The organism is Polynucleobacter sp. (genome assembly GCF_018500155.2).
Taxonomy (GTDB): domain Bacteria; phylum Pseudomonadota; class Gammaproteobacteria; order Burkholderiales; family Burkholderiaceae; genus Polynucleobacter.
This window is the reverse complement of the sequence record NZ_JAHBAK020000045.1, coordinates 1-15,202: the sequence shown is the minus strand read 5'-3', so window position 1 is coordinate 15,202 and position 15,202 is coordinate 1. Positions and strand designations below refer to the sequence as shown.

Here is a 15,202-nt window from a genome sequence, read left to right as displayed (position 1 = left end):
AGATGTGTATAAGAGACAGGTCTTAGAAAGTGCACCTGATTCAAAGAAGCCAACATTTATTACATGGGGTAAAGAAGATGGCGTATTTAATATTTCTGGTAGAAAGCGCGTTGACAAGAAGTTCCCCAATCACGCCTCTTATGAGTTAAAGGATGTCGCACATTTAGTCATGCTAGAAAAGCCTAAAGAAATTGCAGATCTCTACCTGCAATTTTTGCGTTCACGTCAACTTCAATAGCATTCATCCAAAATCCATTCGTTAAAAAATATTGGTAGCCGTATTTAGGGGGTAGAAAATGAAAGATTCATTAAAGGTTGGTCTTACTTATCAACATTCATATTTGGTGCCACCCTCTAAAACCGTGCCTTCACTCTACCCAGAGGCTCCGGAATTTATAGTGATGCCTGAAGTTTTTGCTACCGGTTTTATGGTGGGCTTTTTAGAGTGGGCATGTATCAAGGCCATTAATCCGCATCTAGATTGGCCGCGCGAGCAAACAGTGGGTACGCATATTGATGTGACTCATCAAGCGGCAACACCCCCAGGATTGACTGTCACAGCAAATGTAGAGCTAGTAGCCATCGATGGGAAGAAGTTAGTGTTTTCTGTAGAAGCACATGATGGCGTTGATGTCATTGCCAAAGGTCGACATGAAAGATATCTCATCGATAGGGCGAAGTTTGATGAGCGTTTGCGACAAAAAATGATTAAGGCCGCCTAATTACAGAGGGTCAGGGGTTGCAGTGGCGACACCTTGAGGGGTTAGCAAAGCGTAAAACTTTCATGCCGTGAGTTTCCTCGTGGTTGCATTGCATGCAAGTCCAAATTTTGGCTATCTCTTCATCAGTTGCTAATCCACAAGCATTGCAAGGAAGACCGCGCTGAATATCGCGAATCCAAAATCCTGGTTTTTGGCATTGAGGACACAAGGATTTCATCTTATCGACTAGATTTGCAGTTGCTTTCTGAATATTGCTCATGCGCGTCGGGTTTGCGAAAGCACGCAGATCATTCTCGACATAGACTTTGCCGTTAGTAGACAGTGATTGAGCCCAATCAAACGCTTTCTTTAGGCCTTCAAAGTCAGCAATGCCCTTGACGGATTCTGGGTGATATTCATCGGTGGGTTTAATCACTAAATAATGTGAAGGAAAAAGAGCGGAATCGGCAAATTGAATCAGCTCCTCATAGTGACTCACAGAGGCGTTATCGCTTTGTGCAGGAGCTCCTGAGAATCCCGTAATTTCAAGGCCATGTTTTTGATCAATGAGTATGACTAACTCATTATTCCAAGCAGTCATGCCGCTATAGGGGTCGCTTACAAAGGCGCCTTCATTCGCAACCCCTAAATCCAGATCCAGCAATTCCATACCCACCTTTGCTTTCTTACGCACAGCATCTAATTGAGAACCGTATCTTGGAATTTCCTGCGTAAACGTACCCAATAGATCTGTGTCATAGGCGTCGGTTTGTAGCACATTGCAGCCAAATTCATTTAAGAGAAGAGGTCTGATCACCTCTTCTTTGCCATGCTTAGTAAGTAGACTGACTGTGCGCTGTGCAAAGATACTCATTACTCAATTACAGACTTTTATAAAAAATGTGTTGCCAACATGGCATACAGCGGGATTCCCAGAATGATATTGAATGGAAAGGTGATGCCTAGCGACATTCCCATATACAAAGCAGGATTGACTTCTGGCAGGGCGTGGCGCAATACGGCTGGAACGGCGATATAGGATGCGCTTGAAGCGAGAACCATCAACAAAATGGTATTGCCCAGTGGCAGACCAATGAGTTTGCAAAGAAATAGAGCGAATAATGCGTGTGATAAAGGTGCGGCGATAGCGTAGAGCAGAGTAATGGGTGGCTTACCTCTTAAGCCCTGAATGTTACGTGCTGCCATCAGACCCATATCAAGCAAGAAAAATGCCAGCATGCCCTTGAATAGGTCAATAGAAAAAGGCGCCATAAGCTTTTGTCCAGAATCGCCGCTAACCAGAGCCACTAGCATGGATCCTAGCAAAAGCAGCTGTGCACCATCAGTAAAAGATTCATGCAAGATGGTAGAGACGCTAGTGGCCTCATGTGCTGTATTGGATTTTTTGGACTGATAGGCTCTGGCTTTATTAGCCAATACGATCGCCAAAATTATCGCAGGAGATTCCATCAGGGCCATGGCCGCTGCCATGTGTCCACCATAGTTAATGTGAAATTGATCTAGATATTGAGTCGCGGTAATAAACGTAACCGCACTAACAGATCCATAAGTGGCGGCGATGGCTGCAGCATCAAATGCACTTAAATACCTTCTCAGTAATAGATAACCTATCAGTGGGATGATGATGGCCAGAAAAACCGCCAAGCCTAATGAGAGGGCAATCTCATTAGTAAAGCCCGATTTATGAAGAGCGAATCCACCCTTAAGGCCGAGCGCCATCAAAAGATAGAGTGATAAGAATCGGGATATCTGCGGAGGGATCTCCAGATTGGATTTCACACTTCCTGCAAAAACCCCAAAGATAAAAAAGAGTATGGCGGGGTCAAGAAAATTAGTCATGGTTTTGCTCTAGGTTCATTTGACAAAATCTCTATCCCTTTAAGTAGATGATAGATTGCATCACTCATTGTTTGATGATGGCCTCGACTAGTGGGTGCCCAATTTTTTTCTCAGAGCGGATGGCGTAAAAGTATTCATAAATATCTTCGCAGTCACCTAGTAGTTCTATGCCATAGGTTTCTTTCAGATCTTTTTCAATCAGTTTTCCAGCCGGAAATGCGCCCAGCCCACTGGCGGCAAAGGTTTTAAGTAGCGCGCTGTCCTCGAACTCACCCACAATGTTGGGTGTGATGCCATGCTTGCTAAACCACTGATCAATCAAGAGACGTACGGTTGAATGTGATGTTGGCAACAGAATGGGTAGCTCCCTAAGGCATTCTGGAAATTTCTTTTTGGCGCCCTTTAAAAATACTTTTGGACAGAACCATGCAATGGAAGATTTTGTGAGTTGTTCGCTGTAGACATTGAGGTTTTTATTGTTTGGTGCAGGGCGATCAGCCAACACAATATCGAGGCGATGCAATGCTAGGTCGGCTAGGAGATCTTCAAACTCTCCCTCATGCGCAATGAGTTGCACATCTTTTAGCTTGAGCACTGGATCAAGCAATTGCCTCGTGACCAGTTTTGGTAAACCATCGGATACACCAACAGTAATTTTGGTTTTGGGAGATTTAGCAGCATCCCTTACTGCCTCGGGGAGTTTTTCTCCTAGGGAGAAGATCTGATCAGCGATTTTGAGTGCGGCATAGCCTGAATCCGTTAGGGTAATGCCCCGTCCTGCCGGCTTAAACAGCATATACCCGAGCGATTTCTCAAGTTCGTGGACTTGGGCGCTAATCGTTTGAATGGCCATATCAAGGCGCTCTGCTGCCTTGGACATGCTGCCCTCTTTGGCTACTACCCAGAAGTAATAGAGATGGCGATAGTTGTAGGAGTTTGTCATATTCAGTTTTTTACGAAATTATTATCAATATATATCTGCTTTTTCCTAATTACAAACCCCCGTAAATTAACCCCATCGAAAACCATGGCATTTAGGTGCCATAAAACAAAGAGAGGTTAATCAAGTGGAACTATTTAGTCCGGAATTCTTTTCAGCGCTACTGGCAATCATTGTGATTGATTTGGTACTAGCGGGTGACAATGCCATCGTCATTGCGATGGCTGCTAGAAACTTGCCAGCGCACTTACAGAAAAAAGCCATTGTTTGGGGTGCCGTTGGTGCGATTGCAGTGAGAAGCGCAATGACTCTCGCAGTAGTCTATCTCCTCAAGATCCCAGGATTGATGTTGATTGGTGGTCTTTTATTGGTTTGGATTGCTTACAAGTTGCTTAATCCTTCCGAAGATGGCGATGGAGAAAATGATCATGCTTCTACCAGCTTCTGGGGAGCGATGAAGACGATTGTGATTGCTGATGCTGTGATGGGATTGGATAACGTGCTAGCTGTCGCAGGCGCATCACATGGCAGTTACGTACTTGTGGTCCTTGGCTTGCTCATCAGTATCCCGGTAGTGATTTGGGGTTCTACGCAGATTTTAAAGTTAGTAGAACGCTTCCCATCCATTACCTACTTGGGAGCGGGCGTTTTGGCTTGGACTGCTGCAAAGATGATCACCTCAGAGCCTGTGGTGCAAGAGTGGCAAGTATTTAAAAACCCTGTCTTTGAATACGCCTTCCAGGCCCTCGTGATTATTGGAGTTCTTAGTGGTGGATTCATTAGAAATAGGTTGGCACTGGAGGAGAAAATTGCGCCAGCTGTAGTAGAGCCTGTGGTATCTGAAACGCTGCCTGAACAGCAGTCATCTAACTTTGGAGGTAATGTAATGAATAAAGTTCTCATTCCGGTTGATGGTTCAAACAATGCTTTATTGGCACTCAAACATGCAGTTAATGTTTACGGTAAGGATGCTCATACTGAGATTCATATCTGCAACGTACAACCGAAGTTGTATCGTCATATTGGTAAATACTTTAGTAAGTCCGATATTAGTGAGTGGCAAGCAGAGCGCGCAAAAGCGGCAGCAAAATCCGCAGCGGAGTTCTTAGAGAAAGCGGGTGTGAATTTTTCATTCACTTACGTTAGCGGGGATAAAGGTGAGTCCCTGCGCGATGAGGCGCAGCGCTTAGGTTGTAGTCGCATCGTGATTGGATCTGCTAAGAAAAACACTCTCAGCCGCCTATTTGAAAACTCCACAACAGCTAAATTGTTGGAAATTAGTGATATTCCAGTAGAAGTGGTCACCGGTAAATCTATACCAACACTAGAGCGCTGGGGCATTCCTGCTCTTGGTGCAGGAGCCGCGACAGCTTTGGTTGCTGCGGTGATTGATTAAAAGAGCATTCTGTCCTGTTTTGCGGTACTCCCGTTAGCCCTCCTCGCGAGGGCATTTTTTTCATCTAAATTCAGTAAAAAACAGAATAATAATCAAATAAATTCTGCTTTATTAAGAATATAAGCATCACTATATTGAACACATGAAGTTCTTTCAAAGGAGGTTTATTGTGGATGTCATATTGGATTCAAAAGAGTTAGCAGAGCCAGAGTTAAAAACCTTCACCGAAAATCGAGTGAAGTGCTCCCTCAAGCGTCTATTTTGGTTGGTGAGAAAAATCAAGATTAGGTACTCTGCTGTGCCCCAGTCTAAAACTTTATGCAACCAAAATTGCTTAATTGAGTTGCAAACCTTTGACCATCAAACCATTGAAGTTAGTGTGACTGCACGCGATAAACGAACTGCCTTAGAAATGGGCTTAAAAAAAGTATATAAACATGTACAAAAAATATTTCATAAGGCGCAAAAGTACGGCCGTATGTCGAGACATGTGTATGTTTAATAACAATTTATAAAAGTTGTGCTCTAATAAAACCATAAACGGGGAGTAGCCTGCCCAGCAATGGGTCTTATATATCGTCATGGCGACTGTAAAGTCCGGTATATAGGTAGACATCTAGGGCAAGACCATTTAATACACTCATGAAAATAAGAGCGATATTCCCCTTCATCCTTAAAGGCACATTTATGCGCCTCACTGCCCCAAATTGGGGAGTGGTTGCCCTTGCTTTTCTCCAAAAAGGGGAGCAGTTTCGTTTTCACTTGTATAAAGTGATACGTATGAAGTTTTTGCAATGTCTTGCGTTTTTCTGGGTTTGCTTTTCTTTGGCAGTCAATAGTGCCAGCGCTCAGAATCAAAAGTCTTACAACGTTAATGAGCTTATTTTGCTTGCGCTTGAATCTAGTCCACAGGTATTGGCTGCGCGCGATCAATCTAAGGCGGTGAGGGGGCAGCTCTCAACTGCACGTGCAATTCCAAACCCCGAGTTTGAGGTTGCTACTGGTCAACAGAGATCTGCGACAGGTCCACTAACAGTTGGTAATGTTTCGTCTTGGTCCGTTACGCAACCGTTAGATATGCCCTACAACCGTTACCCTAGGGTAAATGCAGCTGAAGCAAATTACCGTTCTGCAGAAGCAACTCGAGTGGCATTTGAGATCGAAACGATATCTAAGGTGCAGCAACGATTTTATGAGCTGATGCGTCGCGAGGCAGAGGCTAAGGCGGCAGAAGAAGATCTGAGTTTGACAAAACAGATCCGCGATCGCATGCAAGTGAGATATGACGTAGGAGAAACTGCGCGTTTTGAATTAATCCGCGCACAAACCGAATTCCTAAATGCCCAAATTGCCGCTGAGTCTAGTAAATTAAAGATTGAACAAGCTCGCAATGGTCTGCGCCAGGTGGTTGGTTATGCATTGCCTGAAAATTTTAGCGTTGTATATGAGCAGCTTAAAGTTGAGGTATTGCCTCCACTCAATAATTTGTTGGCTGAACTACAAGCGCAAAGTCCTGAATTGCAAAAAGCGAAGGCCGATGTTGAGGCAAGCGAATCAAAACTCAGTTTTGAAAAAAATGCGCGCTTGCCTAAGTTGGCTTTCAAAGCTTCGCAATACAATGACCCTAACTTTACCGATCGACTTTATGGTCTCCAAATTAGTATTCCCATTTGGGATTTTAAGATTGGTCAAGTAGCAGAAGCTGAAGCTAACGCTTCAAAGGCCAAGAATCAACTCAATGCCCAAAGTCAAAACTTGGAGCAGCAGTTATCCACTGCATACAAGCTTTATCAAATGGCGAGTTATCAGGTTAAGGTGCTCGATCAAGAGGTAGTGCAACTCGCTGCCAGCGCCCAAAGAATTGCCGAAGTCTCTTATCGTTATGGAGAGCGAGGCATGTTGGAATACCTTGATGCACAAAGAACGTTTCGAGCAGCGAGAAATGACTTAATTAGAGCCCGCTTTGATTTGGCTTCAGTCATCACTGAAATTCAACGATTGAGAGCGAGTCCAGAGTGGCTTGCCAAAATAGAAAGTGGAAAGCAATGAAATCAGAAATTGCCAGCCTATTGAGAAAAGGAAGAGTGCAGATCAAGCTGCTCTGGAGAAAAGCCAAGCGCTATACAAAAGAATGGTTTGATCAAGTCATTCAAACCCAAAATCATTGGTATCAGCTAGCACATGATTATCTTGCAAACCATGTACCTGCCTTAGTTGGGCGTTACGACCTTTCACCATATTGGTTAAAAAGGAGTCTCTTTTATTTCCCATGGGTTGTTTTGTTAGTCATTACGCTCAATTACTTTGACGTGTTTGATCGTAACCCTCCTATCAAGTCCGTCCAAGATCCAAACGTTGTGGAAGTAAATCAGGATCTACGCAAGATGATTGGTGATGGAAAGGTTCAAATTGCTCCTTTCATTGAAGAGCTCCGCACCTCTGGAAGAGTGGACTTTAACGAATTGTTTCTCTCTCGTATTGGTGCCAACGTAACTGGACGGGTTTCTGAAATTTTGGCGGTACCAGGCCAAACCGTAAAGCAAGGTGATGTGCTGGCAAAGATTACTTCTACTGAGCTCACGCAGTCACAGTTAGCATATCTCAAGGCAAAGAGTGCAAGTCAATTAGCAGATCAGGCAGCCAATCGCGCCAAAATATTATTTAAAGAAGATGTGATTGCACTGGCTGAATTGCAACGTAGAGAGGCGGAAGCTAGCAGTGCAAAAGCGGAATTTCGTGCTGCTAATGATCAGTTGCGAGTACAAGGCATGAACCAAGATAGTATCGATCGCCTCGCAAAATCTGGTGTGATTGAATCGATTAACAATGTAATTGCCACGATTCCTGGTGAGATTGTCGAGCGCAAAATTAATAAAGGTCAGGTGGTACAGCCATCAGATGCATTATTTACGGTTGCCGATCTTAGTACCTTATGGGCGATTGCCGAAGTGCCTGAAAGCAATGCAAGCCTATTGCGCAAAGGTCAAAAAGCGTCATTAATTATTCCAGCATTACGTAACCAGGAAATTGAAGGCACGGTGGCACACGTAGATTCCATTGTGAATCCACAAACACGTACCGTGGTGGTGCGTATGGAATTGGCCAACAAGGATGGGCTTATTAAGCCCGGCATGTTAGCGACGATGCTCATTGAGAGTCAACCCATTGAGAAGTTGGTTGTGCCCATGAGTGCAGTAGTGCGGGAAGATAACCATGACCATGTATTTGTGCGCTTAGATGATGATCTCTATCGCATGGTTCCTGTGAAGTTAGGTCCTGAAGGCAGAGGCTATCGTCCGGTGATTTCAGGATTAAAAGAGGGTCAAGAGATAGCTATTGATGGGGCTTATCACTTGAATACGGAGCGTAAGCGCCAGTTAAGTGGTGGTAGCTAAATGATCGAAAGAATCGTTCGTCTATCACTGCAACAGCGTTTACTCGTTGTCATTATTGCCATTGTCTTGATGGTGGCGGGATTGATTGCGACTAAGCGCTTGTCGGTAGATGCATTTCCGGACGTAACCAATGTGCAAGTGCAGGTTGCTGCTGAAGCTCCGGGTAAGTCGCCAGAGGAAGTCGAGCGTTTCGTCACCATTCCAATTGAGTTGGGCATGACAGGTCTACCTGGCTTGGTAGAAATGCGGTCCCTCAATCGCAACGGCTTGTCGATCATTACTTTAGTGTTTACTGAAAGTACGAATATTTATTTTGCCAGGCAGCTGGTCACGGAGCGCTTGATTGAAGTCGCGTCCAAAATGCCAGTAGGTATCACCCCAGTACTTGCGCCACCATCTACTGGCTTAGGTGAGGTCTATCAATACACCTTAGATCACCCTTCTGATCGTCATCGTGAATTAACGGTGGATGAACTATCTGAACGCCGTGCAGTACAAGATTGGATTGTGAGACCGATGTTGCGTTCTATACCTGGTGTTGCCGAAATCAATACTCAAGGTGGCTATGCAAGAGAGTATCAAGTGTTAGTAAATCCAGAGAGATTGCGTCACTATCAGATTGGCTTGCACGATGTGTACCAAGCGCTTGCAAGAAATAATGCAAATTCAGGTGGCGGCCAACTACCAACTTATGCTGAGCGTTATCTTATTCGCGGCCTTGGATTAATTAATAAACCAGAAGATATCGGAAAAATTATCCTAAAAGAAGTCAAGGGCACCCCGATCTATGTGAAGAATGTGGCAGAGGTCAGGATTGGTAGCGAGATTAGACAGGGTGCTGCCATCAAAAACGGCTACACCGAGAGTGTCGCTGGAATTGTGCAAATGATACGTGGTGGTAACGCCCGTGAAGTCGTCAATCGAATTAAGTTAAAGGTTGCTGAAATCAATGAGGGCAAGCTATTGCCTGATGGCCTACAAATCGTGCCTTTTTATGATCGCACTGATCTGGTCAATGCGGCGATGTTTAATGTAGCCAAGGTATTAGTTGAGGGCGTCATTCTTGTCATTATTTTGCTCTTTTTGTTCTTAGGTGACGTGCGCTCATCATTGATTGTGGTGGCAACCCTCTTATTGACCCCGTTACTTACCTTTTTGGTGATGAATCGCTACGGTATCTCTGCTAACCTCATGTCCTTAGGCGGTCTTGCGATTGCCATCGGCATTATGGTCGATGGCTCAGTCGTTGTCGTTGAAAACACCTTCGCCAAATTGGGTGAGCGCTTAAAGTCAGGCGAATCAAAAAACCGCATTATTTTGGAAGCAGCATCTGAGGTAGGTAAGCCAGTGCTGTTTGGTGTGGGCATCATTATTTTGGTGTTTATGCCTTTGCTTTCTCTAGAGGGTATGGAAGGAAAAATGTTTGCTCCTATGGCAATTACGATTGCCATAGCTTTAGCAATTTCGCTGATTCTGTCTTTTACTTTGTCCCCAGTACTTTGCTCTTACATATTAAAAGGCGGTAGCGAAGATGACACCAAGATTGTCAAAAAACTACGCGCTCCATACGAGCGCTGGCTACATTGGAGTTTAAGTAACCCAAAAGTGGTTATTAAACGTTCTCTGATTGCATTGGTATTAAGCTTGGTTGGTTTCGTCTTTTTAGGAAAATCATTTATCCCAGTGATGCAAGAGGGTTCGGTTACTCCCGTGATTGTCAGAGCGCCGAATATCTCCTTGGATGAGTCAATCAAGTTAGAGTTTGAGGCCATCAAACGCATCATGACGATTCCTGGTGTTGAAATGGCTGTATCTCGGCTTGGTCGCGGTGAATCACCTGCTGATCCAGGGCAGCCCAATGAGTCAGATCCGATCGTGACGCTAAAGCCGCTTGGCGATAGAGACTTTAGCCAAGAAGAAATTGCTCAGCAAATTCGGGAAAAACTCAAAACGCTACCTGGTATTGAATTGGCGATTTCTCAACCGATTGCAGCCAGGGTGGATGAGATGGTATCGGGAGTGCGCTCTCAGGTGGCGGTCAAGATTTTTGGCGACGATCTTGCGACATTACAAAAATTGGGATCTCAGATTGGGCAAATTCTCACCAAGATGAAGGGTAGTAACGACTTGAGGATTGAGCAGGCGTCTGGCCAAAATTATCTCAATATCAAAATTGACCGCGATGCGATCGCCCGCTATGGAATTAACGTTTCCGATGTGAATGAAGTGATTGAAACGGCAATTGGTGGCAAGCAAGCTAGCACTGTGTACGAAGGAGAGCGTCGCTTTCCCCTTACGCTGCGTTACCCCGCGCCATACAGAAATAACATTGACGCCATCGAAAATATTATTTTGCATTCACCCGAAGGGGCGCAAGTGCTGATGCGAGATCTTGCGGACATTGCTTTAGTAGAGGGCCCTGCACAAATATCCAGAGAGTCCGGAAAGCGTAGATTGGTGGTCGGTGTTAACGTAGAAGGCCGTGATCTTGGGGGCTTCGTTAAGGAGGCGCAAAGTCTCATTGCAAAAAATGTAGAACTTCCTCAAGGTTACAGCCTGCAATGGGGTGGACAATTTGAAAACATGCAAAGAGCCATGGCACGTTTGATGATTATTATTCCGCTCACTATTTTGGCTATATTCTTCTTATTGTTTATGTTGTTTAAGTCGATTCGCCTAGCGGGGTTAATTATTTTGGTTCTGCCATTTGCCTCTATCGGCGGGGTATTTGGATTATTCATTACCGGAGAGTACCTCTCAGTGCCTGCAGCAGTTGGTTTTATTAATCTCTGGGGTATTGCTGTTTTGAATGGAGTCGTTTTGATTTCATTTATTAAGCAATTAAGAGAAGATGGCTACAGCATGGAAGAGGCATTACTGCATGGTTGTGGGCATCGCTTTAGGCCCGTCATGATGACAGCGTCTGTAGCGATGTTGGCATTGGTACCAATGTTGTTTTCTGGTGGGCCGGGATCTGAAGTGACCAGGCCACTGGCTGCAGTAGTCATTGCGGGTTTAATTACTTCAACGGCATTAACGTTATTGGTACTACCAGTCTTGTATAGATGGTTTGAAGAGAAAGAGGTGGAAGCATGATGGAGGTTAAGGCGGTTATTCGCCCCAATAAATTACCAATACTGCGAGCTGCTCTCATGGATACGCCTGGATTTCCGGGAATGACGGTGGCAAAAGTGGAGGGCTGTAGCGCTCCATCCAAGACATCAAAAACCACGATTAGGGATGAGTTGACTGATTACACAGCAAAAGTGCGCATTGAGATTGTCTGTAATGCCGAAATTGCGCCTGTGCTGATGGATAAAATTGTCTCCGTATGCCAGACGGGGCAAATGGGTGATGGTGTAGTTTGGTGTACACCAGTCCCTAAAGCCTTTTTTATTGCAAAAACAACTGGTTAAATGCCGTGCTCAATTTAGGTAAGCGTTTACCTGTGAGAGATCTTGTTCAGATATCTCGCCAGAAAGCGCAGCCAATCGTAGGCGATTGATTAAATAATTAACCTTCTCCATATAAAGAGCATATTCATTGGCGATAAGATCATTCTCAGCGCCAAGAAGTTCCATAGTAGTTCTGGAGCCATTTGAATAGCCTAAGCGCGTGGATTGCAGTCGAGCTTCTCCAGTCTTTTGAGCATTGGATAAGGCTGTCAATTTTTCTTTTGCGCTATTGAGAGATTGCCACACTGATCTCATCGTTCTCTCCAAGTTCTGTTCGGCTTTGTTGTACTCCGCCTTGGTTTTTTCTACCATGAGGAGAGATTCTTCATGTTTAGCGGTGCGATACCCGCCTGTATACAGCGGAATAGAGAGTTGCAATCCAACCAAATAGTTATTAGTGATGGTGTTGCTGGCAGCGCCAAAGTTGCCCGAACCATTCAAGTTATCTTTAGAGGATTGGGCGATTGCGTCAAGCTTGGGTGAAGCAATTGCCTCATATTTTGCCGCCTCTTCTTTAGCGGCCTTTTCTTGAACAGAAAGCATTTGCAATTGAATATTTTGAGACTTTAATTTTCCGACATAAGTATCTAAACCGGGTAATTTCATTTGAGCTAAATTTAGGTTGATTTTTAGCTTATCCATATTTACGGGGCCACCAAACAAGTCTTGTAAGGCAAGTTGTTTCACAACCAGATTATTTTTCGCATCTAAAGCACGAACTTTTATAGTATCGAGACGCTCATTTGCCTCTTGCATGTCTGTCTGGCTTGCGTCACCGAGCTTAAAGCGTTTTTCAATTTGTTGACGGGTATTTTCTATGGCAAGGACTTGCTTATTCATTAGCCTGAGAGCTTCTTGTGCGCTGAGCACATCCAAATATCGTTCAGCAACTAGCAAAATTAAATTTTGATTTGCTACTTGCGCTCCGAGATCAGATGCATCTGCTGAATAATTTAGCTGCCGACTTTGTGCAAGTCGTTCACGGTTGTATACCGATTGAGTTGCACCGATAGCGTATCGATTGACAAAGCCATTATTGATTGAGGTATTAAAATTAGCACCATTGATTGTTCCCATTCCAGGGGCATAGAATTGAGCGCCTGTCGTGGAGGTGTTTAGACTCATGCTACCTGTAAGAGCGGTTAAGTTGACGCTTGGCAGCCATAAAGAAGTGCCTTGGTCACGTCTCTTTTCTCCCGCCATTTGTTCATAGCGACTCGCTATGAACTCGGGGTCTCGATTTTGCGCTTCTCGCCAAACCTCGATGAGACTGGTTGCGTTAACCGGGTTACTAGAAATTGCAAGCAATGCAATGGATGCGATAGCTAGTGGTTTTAAATTCAAGATATTCATACACTTTTTCTTCATTTATGCACCAGCTTTTAGGCCGAGCTTGCGAACGATACTTTCCATAAGGCACCATTTGGTCAGGCCGCTTTGGAGGATATTAGCGCCAACAAAAGCAGTAAATGCCAAAAACCATTCGCTAATGAACCATGGGCTAGCTGGGGCACCTAGAGCAAGTGAGATAAGAATAAATGTGCCAGCGATAATGCGAACAAGTTGCCAAGATGTCATGATGTACTCCCTAGAGAATTAATGGATAGATTTCAGAATGGCGCTAACGCGATGCGCATATGCAGAGTAGTAAAGCAAAGGAATGACTACGAGCGTTAGAGCAGTCGATACTAGTATTCCAAATATCAATGAAATAGCTAGACCGTTGAAGATTGGATCATCCAGAATGAAGAATGCTCCCAGCATTGCTGCAAGACCAGTAAGGGCAATCGGTTGAGCCCTTGTGATGGCAGCATCTACGACAGCATCTTTAAATGCAATGCCTTTTGCAATTTGCAGATTAATAAAGTCGACAAGCAGGATGGAGTTTCTGACGATAATGCCAGCTAGAGCAATCATGCCAATCATCGATGTTGCAGTAAATTGTGCTCCTAGGAGTGCATGCCCTGGCATGACCCCAATAATGGTGAGAGGAATGGGCGCCATAATGACCAATGGTGTTAAGTAGGAGCCGAAATGTGCGACTACTAATAGATATATGAGCACCAATCCAACGGCATAAGCAGCCCCCATATCTCTAAAGGTTTCGTACGTGACCTGCCATTCTCCATCCCATTTGACGGCATAAGAGCGATATGGGTCTGAAGGCGCTTTCGTAAAGTACTCCTCAACCTCTTTTCCATGAGGATCTTTGATTTGCTGAACTTCAGACCTCGCTTTAAACAAGCCATAGAGAGGACTATCAATCTTGCCTGCTGTATCGCCAATGACATAGCTTACGGGAAGTAAATCTTTGTGGTGGATGGTTTGTTCACGTTCTGCATCCACAATCGTAACGAATTGACTTAATGGAACTGCTTCCCTTTGAGAGTTTCTGATGGTCAGCTTTAAAAGGTCGCCTAATTGCTGTTGTTTACTTTCTGGAAGTCTAATTTCAATAGGCGCGGGATACTTTGACTCATCATGAAGAAATGTGGCATTGTCCCCCGATAAACCTGCTCTTAAAGTCGATACGATCGCTTGCTGAGAAACACCCATCAAGCTCGCTTTTTGTCGATCCACAATGAGAAACTGTTTTGGTGATTTAGCAATACTGCTGTCATCGATATCTACTATTCCAGGGGTTTTTTCAAGAGCGTTCCTGACCGATTTGCTGACACTTAGTCTACCCTGCGCAGTAGGGCCATAAATTTCAGCCACAATTGGTGAGAGAACGGGTGGGCCTGGAGGTACTTCCACAACCTTAACGTTGCCGCTATATTTTTTTGCAATATCCTCTAGAGAAGGTCTAACGCGGCTGGCGATAGTGTGGCTTTTATCAGAGCGTTGATGCTTATCAACCAAGTTAACTTGGATATCCCCCAATGCAGGACTTTGTCTAAAGTAATACTGACGCACCAACCCATTAAAGTTAATGGGAGCTGAAGTTCCCGCATAGATTTGGTAACTGCTCACTTCAGGTGATTTGGAAAGGGCATCCCCCATTTCTTTTAGAACCTCTGAAGTTTTCTCAATCTTGGTGTTTGGTGGCATGTCCAGAATCACTTGGAATTCTGACTTATTGTCAAAAGGAAGCATTTTTAAGACCACTAAACCTGTCATTGGTAATGCTAGCGATACTAGAATCGCACCAATGACGCCGATCGCCAGAAGCTTTCTATTTTTTTTGCCAGATTGCTCGCTAAGCAGGGGGTTGAATATTTTTTTGAAGGTTGGACTAATCCACTGAGCAAGATCAAAGTGTGCATTTTGGGTTTGAGAATGCTTTGCTAGCCACTTCCCGGCCATCCAAGGGGTAATCATGAAAGCGATTGCCAGTGAAAGCAGCATGCCCATGCTCGAATTGATCGGAATTGGGCTCATGTAGGGCCCCATGAGGCCGCTAATGAAAGCCATAGGCAGAAGAGCGGCAATCACTGTAAGGGTAGCCAGAATAG

14 protein-coding genes and 1 pseudogene are annotated in these 15,202 nt (G+C 44.5%); 9 read left to right on the top strand and 6 right to left on the bottom strand.

Annotated features, from left to right (window positions below; all coding sequences use genetic code 11):
- Together KIH43_RS05815 and KIH43_RS05810 are read left to right on the top strand one after the other, a co-directional pair.
- Positions 1–238 (top strand): alpha/beta hydrolase (locus KIH43_RS05815; protein ID WP_297718697.1); only part of this gene is annotated, 238 nt, incomplete at its 5' end.
- A gap of 58 nt (positions 239–296) precedes the next feature.
- Positions 297–722, top strand: coding sequence for a thioesterase family protein (locus KIH43_RS05810; protein ID WP_297718694.1), 426 nt, complete (start codon positions 297–299; stop codon positions 720–722).
- 10 nt (positions 723–732) lie between these two features.
- Here the strand turns inward: KIH43_RS05810 and KIH43_RS05805 are convergent, their stop codons facing one another.
- From KIH43_RS05805 to KIH43_RS05795, 3 genes are all read right to left on the bottom strand, one after another.
- On the bottom strand, positions 733–1,575 hold the full coding sequence (locus tag KIH43_RS05805) for a DUF6671 family protein (RefSeq protein WP_297718691.1): 843 nt from the start codon (positions 1,573–1,575) through the stop codon (positions 733–735).
- Between the two features lie 17 nt (positions 1,576–1,592).
- Positions 1,593–2,561, bottom strand: a complete 969-nt coding sequence (locus KIH43_RS05800) for a sodium-dependent bicarbonate transport family permease (RefSeq protein WP_297718688.1) — start codon at positions 2,559–2,561, stop codon at positions 1,593–1,595.
- Between the two features lie 64 nt (positions 2,562–2,625).
- On the bottom strand, positions 2,626–3,504 hold the full coding sequence (locus KIH43_RS05795) for a LysR family transcriptional regulator (RefSeq protein ID WP_296968029.1): 879 nt from the start codon (positions 3,502–3,504) through the stop codon (positions 2,626–2,628).
- 124 nt (positions 3,505–3,628) lie between these two features.
- On the opposite strand from KIH43_RS05795, the pseudogene KIH43_RS05790 reads away from it, so the two are divergent.
- The 7 genes and pseudogenes from KIH43_RS05790 to KIH43_RS05760 all read left to right on the top strand — a co-directional run.
- Positions 3,629–4,282: pseudogene (locus KIH43_RS05790) on the top strand (TerC family protein); the annotation flags it as partial.
- A gap of 105 nt (positions 4,283–4,387) precedes the next feature.
- Positions 4,388–4,897 carry a universal stress protein gene (locus KIH43_RS05785; RefSeq protein ID WP_296968131.1) on the top strand — a complete coding sequence of 170 codons (510 nt, stop codon included), beginning with the start codon at positions 4,388–4,390 and terminating at the stop codon, positions 4,895–4,897.
- Between the two features lie 142 nt (positions 4,898–5,039).
- Positions 5,040–5,399: a hypothetical protein gene (locus KIH43_RS05780; protein WP_296968027.1), complete on the top strand. Its 360-nt coding sequence runs from the start codon at positions 5,040–5,042 to the stop codon at positions 5,397–5,399.
- A 185-nt stretch (positions 5,400–5,584) separates the two neighbouring features.
- The gene (locus KIH43_RS05775) at positions 5,585–6,946 is read left to right on the top strand and encodes a TolC family protein (RefSeq protein ID WP_297718684.1); all 1,362 of its coding nucleotides are present in this window, start codon (positions 5,585–5,587) and stop codon (positions 6,944–6,946) included.
- The gene (locus KIH43_RS05770) at positions 6,943–8,292 is read left to right on the top strand and encodes an efflux RND transporter periplasmic adaptor subunit (RefSeq protein WP_297718682.1); all 1,350 of its coding nucleotides are present in this window, start codon (positions 6,943–6,945) and stop codon (positions 8,290–8,292) included. Before KIH43_RS05775 ends, KIH43_RS05770 begins: the two co-directional genes overlap by 4 nt.
- Complete coding sequence (locus tag KIH43_RS05765; RefSeq protein WP_297718679.1) at positions 8,293–11,388, top strand: CusA/CzcA family heavy metal efflux RND transporter; 3,096 nt, start codon at positions 8,293–8,295, stop codon at positions 11,386–11,388. It begins immediately after the preceding gene.
- On the top strand, positions 11,385–11,708 hold the full coding sequence (locus tag KIH43_RS05760; protein WP_296968019.1) for a P-II family nitrogen regulator: 324 nt from the start codon (positions 11,385–11,387) through the stop codon (positions 11,706–11,708). The genes KIH43_RS05765 and KIH43_RS05760 overlap by 4 nt, the downstream gene beginning before the upstream one ends.
- Before the next feature lie 9 nt (positions 11,709–11,717).
- Here the strand turns inward: KIH43_RS05760 and KIH43_RS05755 are convergent, their stop codons facing one another.
- The 3 genes from KIH43_RS05755 to KIH43_RS05745 all read right to left on the bottom strand — a co-directional run.
- Entirely contained in the window at positions 11,718–13,100 is a 1,383-nt protein-coding gene (locus KIH43_RS05755; protein WP_296968018.1) for a TolC family protein, read from the bottom strand.
- Positions 13,101–13,115: 15 nt separating this feature from the next.
- A complete protein-coding gene (locus KIH43_RS05750) occupies positions 13,116–13,325 on the bottom strand; it encodes a DUF2892 domain-containing protein (RefSeq protein WP_297718676.1) in 210 nt (69 codons plus the stop codon).
- An 18-nt stretch (positions 13,326–13,343) separates the two neighbouring features.
- Positions 13,344–15,202: efflux RND transporter permease subunit (locus tag KIH43_RS05745; RefSeq protein ID WP_297718674.1), on the bottom strand; the 1,859-nt coding region annotated here is incomplete at its 5' end.

Bases quoted from the DNA above. Each gene is read 5' to 3' on its own strand.
- KIH43_RS05810 (WP_297718694.1), top strand. From the start codon at position 297: ATGAAAGATTCATTAAAGGTTGGTCTTACTTATCAACATTCATATTTG.
- KIH43_RS05805 (WP_297718691.1), bottom strand. From the start codon at position 1,575: ATGAGTATCTTTGCACAGCGCACAGTCAGTCTACTTACTAAGCATGGC.
- KIH43_RS05800 (WP_297718688.1), bottom strand. From the start codon at position 2,561: ATGACTAATTTTCTTGACCCCGCCATACTCTTTTTTATCTTTGGGGTT.
- KIH43_RS05795 (WP_296968029.1), bottom strand. From the start codon at position 3,504: ATGACAAACTCCTACAACTATCGCCATCTCTATTACTTCTGGGTAGTA.
- KIH43_RS05785 (WP_296968131.1), top strand. From the start codon at position 4,388: ATGAATAAAGTTCTCATTCCGGTTGATGGTTCAAACAATGCTTTATTG.
- KIH43_RS05780 (WP_296968027.1), top strand. From the start codon at position 5,040: ATGAAGTTCTTTCAAAGGAGGTTTATTGTGGATGTCATATTGGATTCA.
- KIH43_RS05775 (WP_297718684.1), top strand. From the start codon at position 5,585: ATGCGCCTCACTGCCCCAAATTGGGGAGTGGTTGCCCTTGCTTTTCTC.
- KIH43_RS05770 (WP_297718682.1), top strand. From the start codon at position 6,943: ATGAAATCAGAAATTGCCAGCCTATTGAGAAAAGGAAGAGTGCAGATC.
- KIH43_RS05765 (WP_297718679.1), top strand. From the start codon at position 8,293: ATGATCGAAAGAATCGTTCGTCTATCACTGCAACAGCGTTTACTCGTT.
- KIH43_RS05760 (WP_296968019.1), top strand. From the start codon at position 11,385: ATGATGGAGGTTAAGGCGGTTATTCGCCCCAATAAATTACCAATACTG.
- KIH43_RS05755 (WP_296968018.1), bottom strand. From the start codon at position 13,100: ATGAATATCTTGAATTTAAAACCACTAGCTATCGCATCCATTGCATTG.
- KIH43_RS05750 (WP_297718676.1), bottom strand. From the start codon at position 13,325: ATGACATCTTGGCAACTTGTTCGCATTATCGCTGGCACATTTATTCTT.